The sequence below is a fragment of the Mameliella sp. AT18 genome (assembly GCF_028807275.1).
GTDB lineage: Bacteria > Pseudomonadota > Alphaproteobacteria > Rhodobacterales > Rhodobacteraceae > Antarctobacter > Antarctobacter albus.
Window position 1 is genome coordinate 20,809 of the sequence record NZ_JARAMO010000075.1, and the last position, 15,404, is coordinate 36,212.

Here is a 15,404-nt window from a genome sequence, read left to right on the forward strand (position 1 = left end):
CAATAAGTAGCGGGATCATTCGCGTGCCCCGCGTTTGTCCGCAGGATACGGAAAAACGGGGGGTTCTGTCCAGAATCAAGGACCTGCAGGGGGGCGATGTGGCGCCAAAGTCGCAGTGGCGCGAAATCCTCAGGCCATTGCGGCCTCGGCGGCGCTGGCTATCCGCAACAGGTGATGTTCGCCCATCGGCGTACCCATCAAGGAGACGCCGCACGACGGGATGCCCGTGGGCAGGGTGACGATGGCGCCGCCGATCAGGTTGCCGATCCTCGTGTTGCGCAGGGTACGCAGGTTGGCCTGCACATAGGTCTCGCCCAGTTCCATCAGGGTTTCGACCTTTTCCGGCAGGTTCGGCGCGGTTGGACAGAGCACCGCATCATAACCTGCCGTCACCTCGGCCCAGCGGGCGCGCATGGCGTGCACGGTCTTCCATGCGGCGATGAAATCCGCGGCGGAATGCGCGGCGCCTGCCTCGAATCGCTCGCGGATGGGGGCGAACATGACATCGGGTTGGGCCGTGATCTCGTCGCGCCAGGTGGCCCAGGCCTCGGAGGTGTAGAGCATGGCCGACTGCTCATGCGGCGTGATGATCTCGGGGAAGTCGAGGTCTTCGACGATCGCACCGGCGGCGCGCAGCTTGTCCAGCGCAAGGGCATAAGCCTGCGCCGGGGCCGGGTCGAGGTCGTCCATCACCACGGTCTGCAGCGCGGCAAAGCGGCGCCCCTTCAGGCTGGTGCCGCGCAGATCAGGCGCCGGTGCGCCTTCGAGCGCCGACAGCATCAGGGCCGCATCCTCGACCGAGCGGCAAAGCGGGCCAACCGTGTCGAAACTGGCAATCAACGAGACTGCGCCTTTCAGGCTGAGCCGGCCCGAGGTGGTCTTGAGCCCCACGAGGTCATTCCAGCAGGCGGGCAGGCGGACAGATCCACCGGTGTCCGACCCGACGCCCGACGGCGCCAGCCCGAAGGCGACAGAGGCCGCGGCGCCAGAGGACGATCCGCCCGCCACCGCGTCGGGATCGTTCACGCAGGGCGCGGTGGCCGTCACCGGGTTCAGACCAAGGCCGGAAAAGGCCAGTTCGGACAGGTGGGTCTTGCCCAGGCAGACCAGACCGTTCTGCGTCGCGGTCCGCAGCACCTCGGCGTCGCGGGCGGGGATGCGCCCAGCCAACAGGGCAGAACCGGCCTCCGTCACCGTGCCGGCAGTGTCATAGAGATCTTTCCAGCTGATCGGCACACCGTCCAGCGGATGCACCCGCAGGCCGAGCTCGGCGCGGGTTTTCGCCGCGGCGGCCTCGGCCAGGGCGCGGTCCGGGGTCAGCCGGGCATAGATCCGGTCACGCAGGGGGTGTGCGTTGATTTCATTCAGGAAATACTCGGTCAGCGCGACCGGGTCGATCTCTTTCCTGCCAATGCCGCGTCCCAGGTCCGCGGCACTCATCTCTGTCCAATTCGTCATTCTCGTCTTCCCTGTCCTCGCGCGGCGACGGTAGCGGCAGGCGGGCGCATGGACAATCCCGTGCGCACGTCCATATTGCGCCGCATGGAACATGACCTGATCATAGTCGGTGGCGGCTTGAACGGCCCCGCCCTTGCCCTCGCCGCCGCCAAGGCCGGGCTGAGCAGTTGCGTGGTGGATGCCCTGCCCCTGGACACGCGCGAGGCCGAGGATTTCGATGGCCGTTCATACGCGCTGGCACGGTCGTCGCAGCGGATGCTGGATCGGCTGGGGATCTGGCGTGCGCTGGCCGATCACGCCCAGCCGATGAACGAGATCAAGGTCTCGGACGGGCGGGTGGGCGATGCAGGCGTCTTCCTTGGCCTGCATTTCGACAGCGCCGAGATCGAGGACGGCCCGATGGGCTACATGATCGAGGACCGTTACCTGCGCCGCGCCCTGCTGGCCGCGCTGGCGGGTTCGGACCTGATCGAACATCGCGCAGAAAGCCTTGTCACCGCGCAGGACGTCACGCCCGAGGGCGCGGCGGTCACGCTGGCGGATGGAACGGTGCTGCGCGGGCGCCTGATCGTGGGTGCGGACGGGCAGAAAAGCGGTGTCGCGCGCCGGGCGGGTATCCGGCGCATGGGCTGGAGCTATGGCCAGACCGCGCTGGTCTGCGCCATTGCGCACGAAGAACCGCATCACGGCGTGGCACACCAGTTGTTCCTGCCCGCCGGACCGCTGGCCATCCTGCCGCTGACCGGCAACCGCTCCAGCATCGTCTGGAGCGAGACCGACGCGCGAGCCAAGGCGATCAACGCGCTACCCGACGAGGACTACCTGCAGGTGCTGCGCCCGCGGTTCGGCGATTTCCTCGGCGAGATCTCCCTTGCCGGAGCGCGGTTCACCTATCCGCTGACACTGTCACTGGCGCGGGCCTTCGTGGCGGACAGGGTGGCGCTAGTGGGCGACGCGGCGCACAGGATGCACCCGATCGCGGGCCAGGGGCTGAACGCGGGGCTGCGCGACGTGGCGGTTCTGGCACATGTGATCACACATGCGGCAAGACGCGGCGAGGACATCGCGGCGCCGGGTGTGCTGGACCGTTACACGCAATGGCGACGGTTCGACACGGCGACGCTGGCTGCCTCCACCGACCTGTTCAACCGGCTGTTTTCCAACGACAACCCGCTATTGCGGGCCGCGCGCGACATTGGCATGGCGGCGATCAACGCGGCGCCGGGCCTGCGCCGCGGCTTTATCCGCGAGGCGGCCGGTCTGACCGGCGATCTGCCGGACCTGATGCGGACCTGACACGTTTCTGACGGGGCTTCCCCCCGATCTGCGGGCTGCCTAGAGTGCGCGGCAGAAGATCGGGAGGACATCAATGGACAAGAAATGCGCAATCGTCACCGGCGCCGCGCGCGGCATCGGGCTGGCCACGGCGGACCTGTTCCTGGAGAACGGCTGGCAGGTGGCGATGCTGGACCGCGACGGGGACGAGCTACTGAAACAGACCGCCACGCGAAAGAACGTGCTGCCTCTGGTACGCGACGTGTCGAACCCGCAGGACGTGGCGGCGATGGTGCGCGAAGCGCATGGCTGGGCGGGACGCATAGACGCGCTGATCAACAACGCCGGCGTGGCCGAGTTCGGCCCCATCGAGGACTGCGACTTCGAGATGTGGCGGCGCGTGATGGAAACCAACCTGGACGGTGTTTTCCTCTGTTCGCAGGCGGTGGCGCCCTACCTCAAGGAAACTCAGGGGGCCATCGTCAACATCGCCTCGATCAGCGGGCTGCGCGCCTCGACGCTGCGGGTGGCCTATGGCACCTCGAAGGCCGCGGTCGTCCACCTGACCAAGCAGCACGCCGCCGAGCTGGGTGAATTCGGCATTCGCGTGAACTGTGTGGCGCCGGGCCCGGTCAAGACAAAACTTTCGATTGCCGTGCACAGCCCCGAGATCATCCAGGCCTACCACGACTCGATCCCGCTGAACCGTTACGGCAGCGAGCGCGAACTGGCCGAGGTGATCGTCTTTCTCGCCTCGGAAAAGGCATCCTATGTCAGCGGGCAGATCGTGGCAGTGGATGGCGGGTTCGATTCCACGGGCGTGGGCCTGCCGGCCCTGCGAGCCTGAACACGACAGCCAAACGTAAAAAGGGCGGGGAAGTCCCCGCCCTTTTCGACTGCGCCGGTGCGGCGGCTTACTGGATGCGCTGACCGTTGGCCAGGACGTGGCCCTCGGCGTTGATCTCGATGGTCGAAGTCGCGGTGTCGGGGTCTTCGCCCGGCACGGTGAACATCGACATCATCATGCGAAAGCCCATCGCGTCCTCTTCGGGCAGGAGACCCATCGAGATCAGGCTGTCGACAAGACCGTTTGCACCCGCGATCGATACGTCCAGCTTGCCCTCGGGACGCGGCACGCCGCCGAATGTCTGCAAGTCGCTGTTGTCGAAGGTGAAAGCGCCCGAACCCTTGACCATCGCACCCACGGCATCGACCACGAGGCTGTTGAGCGTCAGCGAGTTCAGCTCACCCGGCATACCGCCGGTCATGCCCAGCTTTTCCATCGAATCCGTGTCCAGCAGGCTGATGAAGGGCGTGACCATCGCATCGAGGCTGAAGGCGACGGTGGCCGGATCGCGGGGCAGCACCTCACCCGGGTCAAAGATGTTCCACAACATGTCGTCCATCGTGAACCCGCCCAGGGTCAGCGACAGCGACGCGGGGCGCGGCTCTTCGGAGGGCGACAGCGGCATGGCCAGCGAGAAACCGGCCTCGCCCAGCGCGGCGTTGATCGGCAACGGCAGTTCCGGGCCGGACATCGCAACGGTCTGATCCGCAGCCGACAGACGATAGGACAGGTCGGTTTCCGACACGGCCACGCCGAACTCGCCACCGGAAGAGCTGAACATGCCGGTGGTCGGGCCGTCGCCTTCGTTCAGGCTGAACTCTGTCTTGCCGCCGTTGTGCTTGAGCACCGCGTCGACCATGCCACCGTTCTTGAACATCGAGGTCGGGTCCTCGACGTCCAGATCCAGCGGCAGGCGCGTGGTGCCGGTGCTGCTGAGCCCGGCCAGGGCCATCGAGAACATGAAGGCATCGTCGCCATCGGGTTCGTCAAAGCTGACATCGATGGCCAGGTCGCCCATCGTCATGTCCTGATCGATGCTGCGCATCGCCTCGTCCTTCATGATGTGCGAGGTGCCAGACAGCGGACCCATGCTCATCGTGGCGCTGATGACGTCGCGGCCGTACTCTTCCTGGTCCTCGTGGTCGAAGACGCGGGTCAGTTCCAGCGCGACACGCTCGCCCGAGTAGGTGTACGTCAGATCGCCGGGGTTGCCGGACACCAGCATCTCGAGATCGGTGTGGGTCATTTCCAGCACGATTTCGCCGACGACCTCGTCATCGTCTTCGACGAAGTAGACCATGACCTCGCCCACCTCGGGGTAGGTGATGGACACGCTGCCTTCACCGGCTTCGGCAAAGGTCATCGGCGGCATGGTCACGCGGACAAGGCCATCCTCTTCGGGGATGGTGACGACCATCGTCATGTCCGAGATCACCAGCGACGAGCCTTCCATCGTCTCTGTGGCGGTGATCTGGTAGCCGAAGTTGGACATGTATGCTTCGAAGTCGTCCCAGACCTGCTGGGGCGTGACATCGGCCCAAGCCTGTCCGGCCATAGCCACGATGGCCAGCGCAGAGGCTGTTGCGTAGCGTTTCATAATATCTCCTCTCTGTCGGGGCAAACGAATGGGTGCAGTGTCAAGGCCTTCTCGGGGCCGGTCAAGGGACTGGATTCCATACTATTGAGCGATTACGACAGTTGCGAGACGCCATTTGTGGCGCAAATCACCAATTCCATCAGGAGACTGGGCATGAGCAGCGATCTGAGCGGAAAAACGGTACTGATCACGGGCGCAAGCCGCGGGATCGGGGCCGAGGCGGCGCGGGCATTCGCCGCGGCGGGGGCACGGGTGGCGCTGGTCGCGCGCTCTGCCGAGGCGATCGCGGACCTGGCCGGCGAGATCGGCGAACAGGCGGTGGCGATCCCCTGCGACATCGCCCGTTACTGGGAGGTGGAACAGGCGGTGACCAAATGCCTTCAGGCGCACGGCAGCCTGGACATCCTTGTGAACAACGCCGGCGTGATCGAACCCGTGGCCCGCATGGCCGATGCCAATCCCGAGGCCTGGGGAGAGGTGATTGACATCAACCTCAAGGGAGTGTTCCACGGCATGCGCGCGGCGCTGCCCGTGATGCTCGACTCCGGCGGCGGCACGGTGCTGACCATCGGGTCTGGCGCGGCGCACGGGCCTGTCGAGGGCTGGTCGCACTACTGTTCGTCCAAGGCCGGTGCGCTGATGCTGACCCGCATGATGGACAAGGAATACCGCGACCAGGGGATGCGGGCGATCTCGCTTTCCCCCGGGACGGTGGCCACGCAGATGCAGCGCGAGATCAAGGCCAGCGGCATAAACCCGGTCAGCCAGCTGGACTGGTCGGCCCATATCCCGCCCGAATGGGTTGCCAAGACGCTGGTCTGGATGTGTTCCGACGCGGCGGACGGCTGGTTGGGAGACGAGGTTTCCCTGCGGGATGAGAGCATTCGCAAGGCAGTGGGACTGGCATGATCCGTCTGGACCGCGACGACGGGCTGTGGATCGCCACGATCGACCGGCCCGAAAAGGCCAACTCGCTGACCGCCCGGATGCTCGAAGAGCTGTGCGACATCGCCGAGGATGCCCAGACGGGCGCCCGGGCGCTGATCCTGACCGGTGCGGGCAAGGTGTTCTCCGCCGGTGCGGATCTCGAAGCCGCGAAGGCGGGTCTGGCTGTCTCGCCACTGTGGGAACGGCTGTCAGGCGCGATTGCCCGGCATCCCGGTCTGACGATCTGCGCGCTGAACGGGACCGTCGCGGGCGGGGCAATGGGCATGACGCTGGCCTGTGATCTGCGAATCTCGGTCCCCGGCGCCAAGGTGTTCTACCCGGTGATGAAGCTGGGCTTTCTGCCGCAACCGTCAGACGCCAAGCGCCTCGTGGCACTGGTGGGTCCGGCAAGGGCCAAGATGATCCTGATGGCGGGCCAGAAGATCCCGGTCGAAGAGGCACAGGCCTGGGGCCTGATAGACCGGTTGGTCGAGGGCGACGTGCTGGCCGAGGCGCGCGCGCTGACCACCGACACGGTGGGCGCTGGTCCGGAACACGCCCGTGCGATCAAGGGATTGATCGTCTAGCTGTTCGCACACAGCCGCGCGATGACGCTGTCGGAGGTCACACGACCCAGCGCCGCGCCCGCCTCGGTCACGGTCAGAGGCCCCTCTTTCAGCCTTGGCATCAGGTCCCGGATCGGGGTTTCGGCCGCGATCTCGCCCGCTCCGTTGCCCGTGCCAGGTTCCATCACGTCGCGTGCGGTCAGCACGCCCAGCGGATTCATGTTGGCGACGAAATCGGCGACATAGTCCGAAGCAGGGTTCGAGAAGATCTCGCGCGGGGTGCCGGTTTGGACGATGCGGCCGCCTTCCATGATGGCGATGCGGTTGCCGATCTTGAAGGCCTCGTCGAGGTCGTGACTGACAAACAGGATGGTACGTTTCAGCTCACTCTGCAGGTCCAGCAATTCGTCCTGAAGACGGGTGCGGATCAGCGGATCGAGCGCCGAAAAGGGTTCATCCATGAGCAGGACCGGCGCCTCGGTGGCAAAGGCACGGGCCAGGCCCACGCGCTGCTGCATGCCGCCGGACAACTCACCGACCTTGCGATCGCCCCAATCGGCCAGCCCCACCAGCGCAAGCTGACGCTTGACGGTCTCGGTGCGCTCCTTGCCCCCCTGCCCCGCCAGTTCCAGCCCGAAGCCCACGTTTTCGGCCACGGTGCGCCAAGGCAGCAGACCGAATTGCTGGAACACCATCGCCACGCGGCGCTGGCGGATACGGCGCAGGCGCGCGGCGGTGCAGCTGGCCACGTCGACCATGTCGCCGTCGTCATTCACCAGCACCCGCCCGCGCGCGACCTTGTTCAGCCCGTTGACCGCGCGCAGCAACGTCGACTTGCCTGATCCGGAAAGCCCCATCAGCACGACGATCTCGCCCTCCTCGACGCTGAGCGTGCAGTCATGCGCGCCCAGCACCTGGCCGGTTTCAGACTGGATCTCGCCCCGGTCCTTGCCTGCATCCGCCAGGGGCAGCGCGCTGGCGGGGCGGTCGCCGAAGATGATCGAGACGTTTTCGAAGGCGACAGCGCTCATTGTTTCCACCTCAGGGCACGGTCCAGCATGATGGCGACGACCACGATGATCAGCCCCGCCTCGAACCCAAGGCCCGTGTCGACCCGGTTCAGCGCGCGCACCACGGGCACGCCCAACCCGTCGGCGCCGACCAGCGCCGCGATCACCACCATCGACAGCGACAGCATGATGGTCTGGTTCAGCCCGGCCATGATCTGCGGCAGCGCACTGGGCAGCTCGACCTTCCACAGCTTTTGCCCCGGCGTGGCGCCAAAGGCATCCGCCGCCTCCAAAAGCGCCTTGGGCGTCGAGGAAATGCCCAGGTGAGTCAGGCGAATGGGCGCGGGCACGACAAAGATCACCGTGGCAATCAGGCCCGGCACCATGCCGATGCCGAAAAAGACGATGGCCGGGATCAGGTAGACGAAGGTCGGCAGGGTCTGCATCAGGTCCAGAACCGGACGCAGGAACCGGTAGAGACCGGGATTGTGGGCGGCAAAGATGCCGACGGGCACGCCGACCCCCATGCAGACCACGCAGGCCGAGAGCACCAGTGTCAGGCTTTCGGTCGTCTCCTCCCAGTAGCCTTGGTTGAGGATGAAGAGAAAGCCCAGGAAGACCATCAGGGGCACCTGCCAACTGCGGTGCAGCGCGGCGGTCGCGGCGGTGAACAGCAGCACCACCAGCATTTCATGTGGCGTCTGCAACAGCCAGAGGATCGCGTCGATCAGCGCCTCCATCGCCACGGCCATGCCGTCGAAAAACCAGCCTCCGTGTTCCTGCAACCAGTCAAAGACCGCCTCCGCGGCATCACCTACGGGGAGCTTGTGCTCGGTCAGCCAGTCCAAATGTCATCCCTTTCGTTCCCTGACCAAAGCATGAGGGCTGTGCCGCCAGATGTGAAGCGGGTTTCCCGATTGACGCTTGGTGACGAGCGCGCGCCATGAGAGCCTGACCGTGCGGAAGCCGGAGAGAGATCATGAGTGACATCACCTTTTACACCAATCCCATGTCGCGCGGGCGCATCGCCCGCTGGATGCTGGAAGAAACCGGCGCCCCCCAACCGGACGGAAGTCCTGGATTATGGCCCCGCCATGAAGACCCCCGTGTACCGGGCACTGAACCCGATGGGCAAGGTGCCGACCGTGGTGCATGGCGAGGTGGTGGTGACGGAATGCGCAGCGATCTGCGCCTATCTGGCCGATGCCTTCCCCGAGGCCGCACTGGCGCCAGAGCCCGGATCGGACGCGCGGGGCGCCTACTATCGCTGGCTGTTCTTTGCCGCCGGGCCGGTCGAGGCGGCGGTGACGGCGGCGTCTTTCGGCTTCGACACGCAGGATGAGCAGGCCTATGGCCGGGCCGGCTGGGGCAACCTGGAGGCGGTGACGGATACGCTGGCGGGGCTGCTCTCCGACGGGCGGCCCTACCTGCTTGGCGACCGGTTCTCGGCGGTCGATGTCTACCTGGGCTCGCAGATAGCCTGGGGGCGGCAGTTCGGCACCCTGCCCGACCGCACAGCCTTTGCCCCCTACATCGCGCGGATCATGGGGCGTGAAGCGGCGGTGCGGGCGCAGGACATGGACAATGCCCTGATGCCGCAACAGGACGAAGGCTGACCGATGGGGGCGCCGTGGCGCCCCCGCCGCGATCACTTCAGCGCGTCCATGACGGCGGCCTTGGCGTCACCACCGTCCATTGCGGTCACGCCGTCCAGCCAACCGTCCAACACGCCGGTATTGGCCGAAAGCCAGGTCCTGGCGGCATCCTCGGGGTCTTCGCCTTCGTCGAGGATCAGCGCCATGATCTCGTTTTCCATCGCGAGGGTGAACTCGAGGTTCTTCAGCAGCGCGCCGACATTGGGGCATTCATCCACGTAGCCCGCGCGGGTGTTGGTATAGACCGTGGCCCCACCCAGGTCGGGGCCAAAGTAGTCGTCGCCGCCGGTCAGGTAGGTCAGGTCGTAGTTGGCGTTCATCGGGTGCGGTTCCCAGGCCAGGAAGACCACGGGTTCGTCGCGCTTCACTGCGCGACCGACCTGTGCCAGCATCCCCTGCTCCGAGCTTTCCTTGACCTCGAAGGCGCTGAGGCCAAAGGCGTCGGCGTCGATCATGTCCATGATCAGGCGGTTGCCGTCATTGCCCGGCTCGATTCCGTAGATCGTCTCGTCCAGCGCATCCGCATGGCTGGCGATATCGGCAAAATCCGCGATCCCCAGTGCGGCGCCCACGGCATTGGTGGCCAGCGTGTATTTGGCGCCCTGCAGGTTGTCACGCACGGTATCGACGGTGCCCGCCTCACGGTAGGGCGCGATATCCGCCTCCATCGTCGGCATCCAGTTGCCCAGGAAGACGTCGATGTCGCCCTCGGCCATCGACGTATAGGTCACCGGAACGGACAGCACCTTGATGTCGGTCTCGTAGCCCAACGCATCCAGGACCAGCGTTGTGGCGGCAGTGGTGGCGGTGATGTCGGTCCAGCCGACATCCGAAAAGGTGACGCTGCCGCATTCGGCCATCGCGGTGCCCGCAACGAGGCTCAGCGCAAGCGCGGACGTGAGGGTCTTTGTCATGGAAATCTCCCTGGTTGGTTTTGCGCGTGAGTAGATCGTGCCTTTGGCCCCAATGCAACCGGGATGGAACCGGCGGCGGAAGGTCTCGCAGGTGGCGAAGCGCTGTGCCATCATCCGGTACGAGGCAATTTTCGAAAGGCAGGATCATGGCGGATCTGGAACAGCGCATCGCGCAGGGGCGCGGGGATGAACCGGCGGACAAGGTGCTGCGCGGCGGGCGGGTGTTCGACCTGATCACCGGCGAGTTTCTGGACGGCGACGTCGCGATCTGCGGTGACACGATCGTCGGCATCATGGACCGCTACGAGGGACGCGAGGTGATCGACGTCTCGGGCCTGATCCTGGTGCCGGGGTTCGTCGACACCCACCTGCATATCGAATCCTCGCTGGTCACGCCCTTTGAATTCGACCGCTGCGTGGGTCCGCGCGGGGTGACGACGGCCATCTGCGACCCGCATGAGATCGCCAACGTGATCGGCGAGGCCGGCGTGCGCTATTTCCAGGAGGCCAGCCGGCACACGCTGATCGACATCAAGGTCCAACTGTCGTCCTGCGTGCCCTCGACCCACATGGAAACCGCCGGGGCCGAACTGACCGCGGCAGAGATCGCCGGGCTGATGGGGCATCCCTCGGGCCTGGGTCTCGCGGAGTTCATGAACTTCCCCGGCGTGATCCATCGCGATCCCGGCTGCATGGACAAGTTGCGCCTGTTCGAGGGCGGCCATGTGGACGGGCATTGCCCGTTGCTGTCCGGCACGGACCTGAACGCCTATGTCGCGGCGGGCATCCGGACCGAGCACGAGGCGACCGGCGCGGATGAAGCCCTGGAGAAGCTGCGCAAGGGGATGCGGGTGCTGATCCGCGAAGGCTCGGTTTCCAAGGACCTTCATGCGCTGCAACCGCTGCTGAATGAACGGACGGCGCCCTACATGTGCCTGTGCACCGACGACCGCAACCCGCTGGACATCGGCGAACACGGGCATCTGGATTACATGATCCGCGAGTTGATCCGGCTGGGATCGTCGCCCCTGGCGGTCTATCGCGCGGCCAGCCTTTCGGCGGCCGAGGCCTTTGGCCTCAAGGATCGCGGCATGATCGCGCCGGGCAAACGGGCAGACATCGTGGCCATCGGATCGCTGGAGGCTTGCGACGCGCGGATGGTGCTTGCGGGCGGCGTGGTGCTCTTGGAGGCGGCGTTTGCGGCCCGCGAGACGGTGGCGCCCGTGGGGCGTGCTTCGGTCAAGGCGCCGCGGGTCTCACCCGAGAATTTCCGGGCGCGGGCGAACCGGGTCGAAACGGATGTGATCGGCATCCGAGAGGGCCAGATCCTGACCGATCACCTGCACGAGGACATTCCCATCGTGGACGGTGACAAGGCGCCCGACGTCACCCGCGACCTGGTGCGCATCGCCGTGGTGGAACGGCACGGCAGGAACGGCAATATCGCGACGGGTTTCGTTAAGGGCTTTGACCTGCAGGCCGGGGCCATTGCCTCGACTGTCTGCCACGACCACCACAACATCGCCTGCGTCGGCGTGGATTACGCCGACATGGCCGTGGCCGCCAACCGGCTGTCAGAGATCGAGGGCGGTTTCGTGGTGGCGCGGGACGAACGGGTGCTGGCCGAACTGGCGCTGCCCGTTGCAGGACTTATGAGCCTGGAGCCCTTCGAAGAGGTCCGCGCCCGGTTGGTCGATCTGCGGGCGGCGGCGAAATCGCTGGGCGTGACGCTGGAAGAACCTTTCTTGCAACTGGCCTTCCTGGCGCTGCCGGTAATCCCGGCACTGAAGATCACCGATCGCGGCATGGTGGACGTGAACCGCTTCGAGATCATCGGGTAAGGCAAGATCCTCCCGCCGCCAGATAGTTTCGGCCCGAACGGGCCGAAACGTCATGCAATCCGATCCTTGTCCCGCTTAGAGACGGTTCAGCAGCGCAGGCGTCGGCCAGGCATCAGCGGGCAGGCCCAGTTCGCGCTGGACGTTGCGTACCGCGTCACGGGTGCCCGCACCAAGGATGCCGTCGATTTCACCCACATCGTAGCCGCGCGCGGCCAGCTTGGACTGCAGGCGCTTCATCTGCTCACCCGACAGGCCCGGCTCTGGGTTGCCCGCGTCATAGACCGGCGCACCCTCCAGCCTCGTGCCGAAGTAGGCGGCGGTCAGGACGTAGGTAAAGCTCTGGTTCCACTCGAAGTAGATGCTGAAGTTCGGATAGGCAATGAAGGCCGGGCCTTTGCGGCCCTGCGGGATCACGATCGATGCCTCGAGACGGCCATCGTCCAGTGCGCCGTGCTTGCCGCGCACGCCCAGCTGCTCCCATTCCGCAACCGTCTTGGTGGCGTGCATGCCCGTGTCGTACCAATCCAGGTCCGAGGGCAGCTCGACCTCCTGCAGCCAGGGCTCGTTCGGGCGCCAGCCGAGATGCGACAGCATCTTGGCACCGGACATCAGCGCATCCGGAGCCGAGGTCTTGGGCGTCACATGGCCGTCGCCGTCCCCATCGACACCGTTGATCAGGATGTCCTTGGGCAGCATCTGGACCATGCCGATCTCACCGGCCCAGGCGCCGGTCGTGGTGCGCGGATCGAAATCGCCGTTCTCGTACAGCTTGAGCGCCGAGAAGATCTGCGGCCGGAAGATTTCCGGACGACGGCAGTCATGCGCCAGCGTCACCAGCGCGTTGAGCGTGTTGAAATCGCCCTGGAAGGCACCGAAATCCGTCTCGAAGGCCCAGAAGGCCAGCAGGACACCGCGCGAGAGGCCGAATTCCCGCTCGATCCGGTCAAAGACGGAGTCGTAGCGGTCCGCCATCTGGCGCCCCTTATCCAACCGGTACTGGCTGATCAGCTTGCGCGAGAAGGTGATGAAGGGATCCTGGAAGATCCCCTGACGGCGATCGGCCCGCAACACGGCATCGCTTTGCTGGGCGCTGGCGAAAAACTGCCGAACCGTGGCGGGGTCATGTCCCTGCGTGACCGCCTCTTGCGCCAGACCGTCGACGAAGGCGCCAAAGCTGCCGCCGCAGGGCACGTTCTGCGCCTGAGCCGCGCCCGCCAGCATCAGTGCACCGATAATTGCCGAAAACCGCATGGAATTCCTCGCTTGCTCTCTTTGGCAGCACAGTATCAACACCGGCGCCCGGGGCAAGCATGCTTCACGGCACGGGCGCTTGATGGCGTATTCCCGACAACCGGGGCGGGTATTTACCGTTTATTCAAAATTCTCATGGCAATTAACCGTTTCTTCACTCCTGTGAACACATGATGAAGGCAAGGAACGGTTCACCGGGGATGGTCTGCCCCGGTGCTGGGTGCGAGGAGAGTCGCTTGAACGTGCTGATCGTGGAAAACAGCGAGCCGCTGGCTCAGCTGTGGCAGAGGCATATCCAGCGTGGAGGTGCCCGTGTCTGGACGGCCTCCACCGAGGAGGTCGCCTTTGACCTGCTTGCGGCACAGAGTTTCGACATCATCATCTTGGACGTGGTGCTGGAAGGCGGCAACGCGTTGGCGGTCTCCGACCTGGCGCAGTTCCGCCAACCCGAGGCGCGGATCATCTTCGTCACCAACACGACCTTCTTTTCGGATGGGTCGATCTTCAATCTCTGCGCAAATGCCTGCGCCTTCCTGCCCAGCAGCACTTCGCCCGACGACCTGGCCACGATGGTCCGGCACTACGCCCGCGCGGGTTGACGCGGTTCAGGCCGCGCGCAGCCGGTCACGCCCATGCGGCGCTCCAAGATCCAGCTCCGGCCCGATGGGCACGATGCGATGCGGGTTCACCGTTTCGTGGCTATAGTGGTAATGTCGCGTAATATGGTCGAAATTCACCGTCTCTGCCACGCCCGGCCACTGGTATAGCTCGCGGGTGTAGGCCCAGAGGTTCGGATAATCGACGATCCGGGCACGGTTGCACTTGAAGTGACCGTGATAGACCTTGTCGAACCGGATCAGCGTGGTGAACAGCCGCCAGTCGGCCTCGGTGATCCGGTCGCCCATCAGGTAGCGGTTGTGCGACAGCCGGTCCTCGATCCAGTCCAGCGTGTCGAACAACGGATGAACGGCGGAGTCATAGGCCTCTTGCGTGGTGGCAAAGCCCGATTTGTAGACGCCGTTGTTCAGCGTGTCGTAGATGCGTGCATTCACCGGCTCGATCGCCTCGCGCAACGCCTCTGGCCAGAAGTCCTGCGTGTTGCCGGTGATCCCATCGAACGCGCTGTTGAACATGCGGATGATCTCGGCACTTTCGTTCGAGACGATGGTTTCGCGGTGCTTGTCCCAGAGCACCGGGACGGTGACGCGGGTCGTCGCCTGCGGATCGGCCTTGGTATAGATGTCACGCAGGAAGGGCAGGCCATACAGAGTGTCGCCCGTGGCGCCCTTGTCGTCGGTCTCGAAGGTCCAGCCGTCGCCCAGCATGTCCGGATGCACGGCGCTGACGGTGATCAGGTCCTCCAACCCCTTGAGCTGGCGAAAGATCAGCGCGCGATGCGCCCAGGGACAGGCATAGCTGACATAGAGATGATAGCGGCCCGGTTCGGCCTTGAACCCGCCCTCGCCCGTCGGGCCGGGGGCGCCATCGGCGGTGATCCAGTTGCGCCAGCTCGACTCCGACCGCACGAACTTGCCGCCGGTCTTTCCGGTGTCATACCAGCCCTCGTGCCAGGTGCCCTCAACAAGTTGTCCCATGATGTCCTCCTTTGACTTGGCAAGGAGGTAGAGCCACAAGGCCCGCGCACCAAGGCCAACCGGCGCGCAGGGGGCCTGTGCTGACGCACATGCGCGTCTACCGCATGAAGGTCTGCCAGACCCAGATCAGCAGCAAGGCCCCCAGCACCGCGCCCACGAGTCCCGCCAGAAGCCCGGTCATGGTCAGCAGGAAGCGCAGGACAAGACCGCCGATCAGCGCCCCGCCGATGCCGATGGCGATGGTCGGCAGGATGCCGGTTTCCATCCTCATCATGCGGGTGGCAAGGAAACCGGCGGCGGCGCCGACGATGATGAGCCAGACGATATGCATGCGTGCTCCTGTTGGGCTGGCGCGTCTCTATGGGCAGGATAGGCGAGCGGGACGGCGGCGCAATGGGGAATTGATGAGCGCGTTGCCGGCACCCGGAGCGGCCCCGCCGCTTCTTTGGTTTTCCAAATACCCTCGGG

General features: G+C 65.3%; 15 protein-coding genes. 7 read left to right on the plus strand and 8 right to left on the minus strand.

Going from position 1 to position 15,404, the window contains the following annotated elements:
- Positions 1 to 129 precede the first annotated feature (129 nt).
- Complete coding sequence (locus PVW46_RS10050) at positions 130 to 1,458, minus strand: amidase (protein ID WP_069207991.1); 1,329 nt, start codon at positions 1,456 to 1,458, stop codon at positions 130 to 132.
- A gap of 48 nt (positions 1,459 to 1,506) precedes the next feature.
- On the opposite strand from PVW46_RS10050, the gene PVW46_RS10055 reads away from it, so the two are divergent.
- Positions 1,507 to 2,754, plus strand: a complete 1,248-nt coding sequence (locus tag PVW46_RS10055; protein WP_069207990.1) for an FAD-dependent monooxygenase — start codon at positions 1,507 to 1,509, stop codon at positions 2,752 to 2,754.
- Between the two features lie 73 nt (positions 2,755 to 2,827).
- Positions 2,828 to 3,580 (plus strand): SDR family NAD(P)-dependent oxidoreductase, encoded by a 753-nt coding sequence (locus PVW46_RS10060; RefSeq protein WP_069207989.1) that lies wholly within the window; start codon positions 2,828 to 2,830, stop codon positions 3,578 to 3,580.
- A 67-nt stretch (positions 3,581 to 3,647) separates the two neighbouring features.
- Here PVW46_RS10060 and PVW46_RS10065 read toward each other — a convergent pair whose 3' ends face one another.
- A complete protein-coding gene (locus PVW46_RS10065) occupies positions 3,648 to 5,177 on the minus strand; it encodes a DUF2125 domain-containing protein (RefSeq protein ID WP_069207988.1) in 1,530 nt (509 codons plus the stop codon).
- Positions 5,178 to 5,330: 153 nt separating this feature from the next.
- Here PVW46_RS10065 and PVW46_RS10070 point away from each other — a divergent pair, with 153 nt between their 5' ends.
- A complete protein-coding gene (locus PVW46_RS10070; RefSeq protein ID WP_043142242.1) occupies positions 5,331 to 6,086 on the plus strand; it encodes an SDR family oxidoreductase in 756 nt (251 codons plus the stop codon).
- Complete coding sequence (locus PVW46_RS10075; protein WP_043142244.1) at positions 6,083 to 6,691, plus strand: enoyl-CoA hydratase/isomerase family protein; 609 nt, start codon at positions 6,083 to 6,085, stop codon at positions 6,689 to 6,691. The genes PVW46_RS10070 and PVW46_RS10075 overlap by 4 nt, the downstream gene beginning before the upstream one ends.
- Here PVW46_RS10075 and choV read toward each other — a convergent pair.
- The gene (choV, locus tag PVW46_RS10080; RefSeq protein WP_069207987.1) at positions 6,688 to 7,701 is read right to left on the minus strand and encodes a choline ABC transporter ATP-binding protein; all 1,014 of its coding nucleotides are present in this window, start codon (positions 7,699 to 7,701) and stop codon (positions 6,688 to 6,690) included. The genes PVW46_RS10075 and choV overlap by 4 nt on opposite strands.
- Positions 7,698 to 8,528 (minus strand): choline ABC transporter permease subunit, encoded by an 831-nt coding sequence (gene choW, locus PVW46_RS10085; protein WP_069207986.1) that lies wholly within the window; start codon positions 8,526 to 8,528, stop codon positions 7,698 to 7,700. The genes choV and choW overlap by 4 nt, the downstream gene beginning before the upstream one ends.
- A 246-nt stretch (positions 8,529 to 8,774) precedes the next feature.
- On the opposite strand from choW, the gene PVW46_RS10090 reads away from it, so the two are divergent.
- Complete coding sequence (locus tag PVW46_RS10090) at positions 8,775 to 9,296, plus strand: glutathione S-transferase family protein (protein ID WP_274575822.1); 522 nt, start codon at positions 8,775 to 8,777, stop codon at positions 9,294 to 9,296.
- Between the two features lie 32 nt (positions 9,297 to 9,328).
- Here PVW46_RS10090 and choX read toward each other — a convergent pair whose 3' ends face one another.
- On the minus strand, positions 9,329 to 10,249 hold the full coding sequence (gene choX / locus PVW46_RS10095) for a choline ABC transporter substrate-binding protein (RefSeq protein ID WP_069208150.1): 921 nt from the start codon (positions 10,247 to 10,249) through the stop codon (positions 9,329 to 9,331).
- A gap of 146 nt (positions 10,250 to 10,395) precedes the next feature.
- Here choX and ade point away from each other — a divergent pair, with 146 nt between their 5' ends.
- Entirely contained in the window at positions 10,396 to 12,090 is a 1,695-nt protein-coding gene (gene ade / locus PVW46_RS10100; RefSeq protein ID WP_069207985.1) for an adenine deaminase, read from the plus strand.
- Between the two features lie 75 nt (positions 12,091 to 12,165).
- Here the strand turns inward: ade and PVW46_RS10105 are convergent, their stop codons facing one another.
- Complete coding sequence (locus PVW46_RS10105; protein ID WP_069207984.1) at positions 12,166 to 13,341, minus strand: lytic murein transglycosylase; 1,176 nt, start codon at positions 13,339 to 13,341, stop codon at positions 12,166 to 12,168.
- 242 nt (positions 13,342 to 13,583) lie between these two features.
- Between PVW46_RS10105 and PVW46_RS10110 the strand changes: the two genes are divergently transcribed.
- Positions 13,584 to 13,940: a response regulator transcription factor gene (locus tag PVW46_RS10110; RefSeq protein ID WP_315900623.1), complete on the plus strand. Its 357-nt coding sequence runs from the start codon at positions 13,584 to 13,586 to the stop codon at positions 13,938 to 13,940.
- Positions 13,941 to 13,946: 6 nt separating this feature from the next.
- Here the strand turns inward: PVW46_RS10110 and PVW46_RS10115 are convergent, their stop codons facing one another.
- Positions 13,947 to 14,936 (minus strand): glutathione S-transferase family protein, encoded by a 990-nt coding sequence (locus PVW46_RS10115; RefSeq protein ID WP_069207982.1) that lies wholly within the window; start codon positions 14,934 to 14,936, stop codon positions 13,947 to 13,949.
- A 97-nt stretch (positions 14,937 to 15,033) separates the two neighbouring features.
- Positions 15,034 to 15,267 carry a GlsB/YeaQ/YmgE family stress response membrane protein gene (locus PVW46_RS10120; RefSeq protein WP_043142272.1) on the minus strand — a complete coding sequence of 78 codons (234 nt, stop codon included), beginning with the start codon at positions 15,265 to 15,267 and terminating at the stop codon, positions 15,034 to 15,036.
- Positions 15,268 to 15,404: the final 137 nt, after the last annotated feature.

Excerpts from the sequence above, each read along its gene's own strand:
- PVW46_RS10050 (WP_069207991.1), bottom strand. The coding sequence starts at position 1,458 with ATGACGAATTGGACAGAGATGAGTGCCGCGGACCTGGGACGCGGCATT.
- PVW46_RS10055 (WP_069207990.1), top strand. The coding sequence starts at position 1,507 with ATGGACAATCCCGTGCGCACGTCCATATTGCGCCGCATGGAACATGAC.
- PVW46_RS10060 (WP_069207989.1), top strand. The coding sequence starts at position 2,828 with ATGGACAAGAAATGCGCAATCGTCACCGGCGCCGCGCGCGGCATCGGG.
- PVW46_RS10065 (WP_069207988.1), bottom strand. The coding sequence starts at position 5,177 with ATGAAACGCTACGCAACAGCCTCTGCGCTGGCCATCGTGGCTATGGCC.
- PVW46_RS10070 (WP_043142242.1), top strand. The coding sequence starts at position 5,331 with ATGAGCAGCGATCTGAGCGGAAAAACGGTACTGATCACGGGCGCAAGC.
- PVW46_RS10075 (WP_043142244.1), top strand. The coding sequence starts at position 6,083 with ATGATCCGTCTGGACCGCGACGACGGGCTGTGGATCGCCACGATCGAC.
- choV (WP_069207987.1), bottom strand. The coding sequence starts at position 7,701 with ATGAGCGCTGTCGCCTTCGAAAACGTCTCGATCATCTTCGGCGACCGC.
- PVW46_RS10090 (WP_274575822.1), top strand. The coding sequence starts at position 8,775 with ATGAAGACCCCCGTGTACCGGGCACTGAACCCGATGGGCAAGGTGCCG.
- choX (WP_069208150.1), bottom strand. The coding sequence starts at position 10,249 with ATGACAAAGACCCTCACGTCCGCGCTTGCGCTGAGCCTCGTTGCGGGC.
- ade (WP_069207985.1), top strand. The coding sequence starts at position 10,396 with ATGGCGGATCTGGAACAGCGCATCGCGCAGGGGCGCGGGGATGAACCG.
- PVW46_RS10105 (WP_069207984.1), bottom strand. The coding sequence starts at position 13,341 with ATGCGGTTTTCGGCAATTATCGGTGCACTGATGCTGGCGGGCGCGGCT.
- PVW46_RS10115 (WP_069207982.1), bottom strand. The coding sequence starts at position 14,936 with ATGGGACAACTTGTTGAGGGCACCTGGCACGAGGGCTGGTATGACACC.
- PVW46_RS10120 (WP_043142272.1), bottom strand. The coding sequence starts at position 15,267 with ATGCATATCGTCTGGCTCATCATCGTCGGCGCCGCCGCCGGTTTCCTT.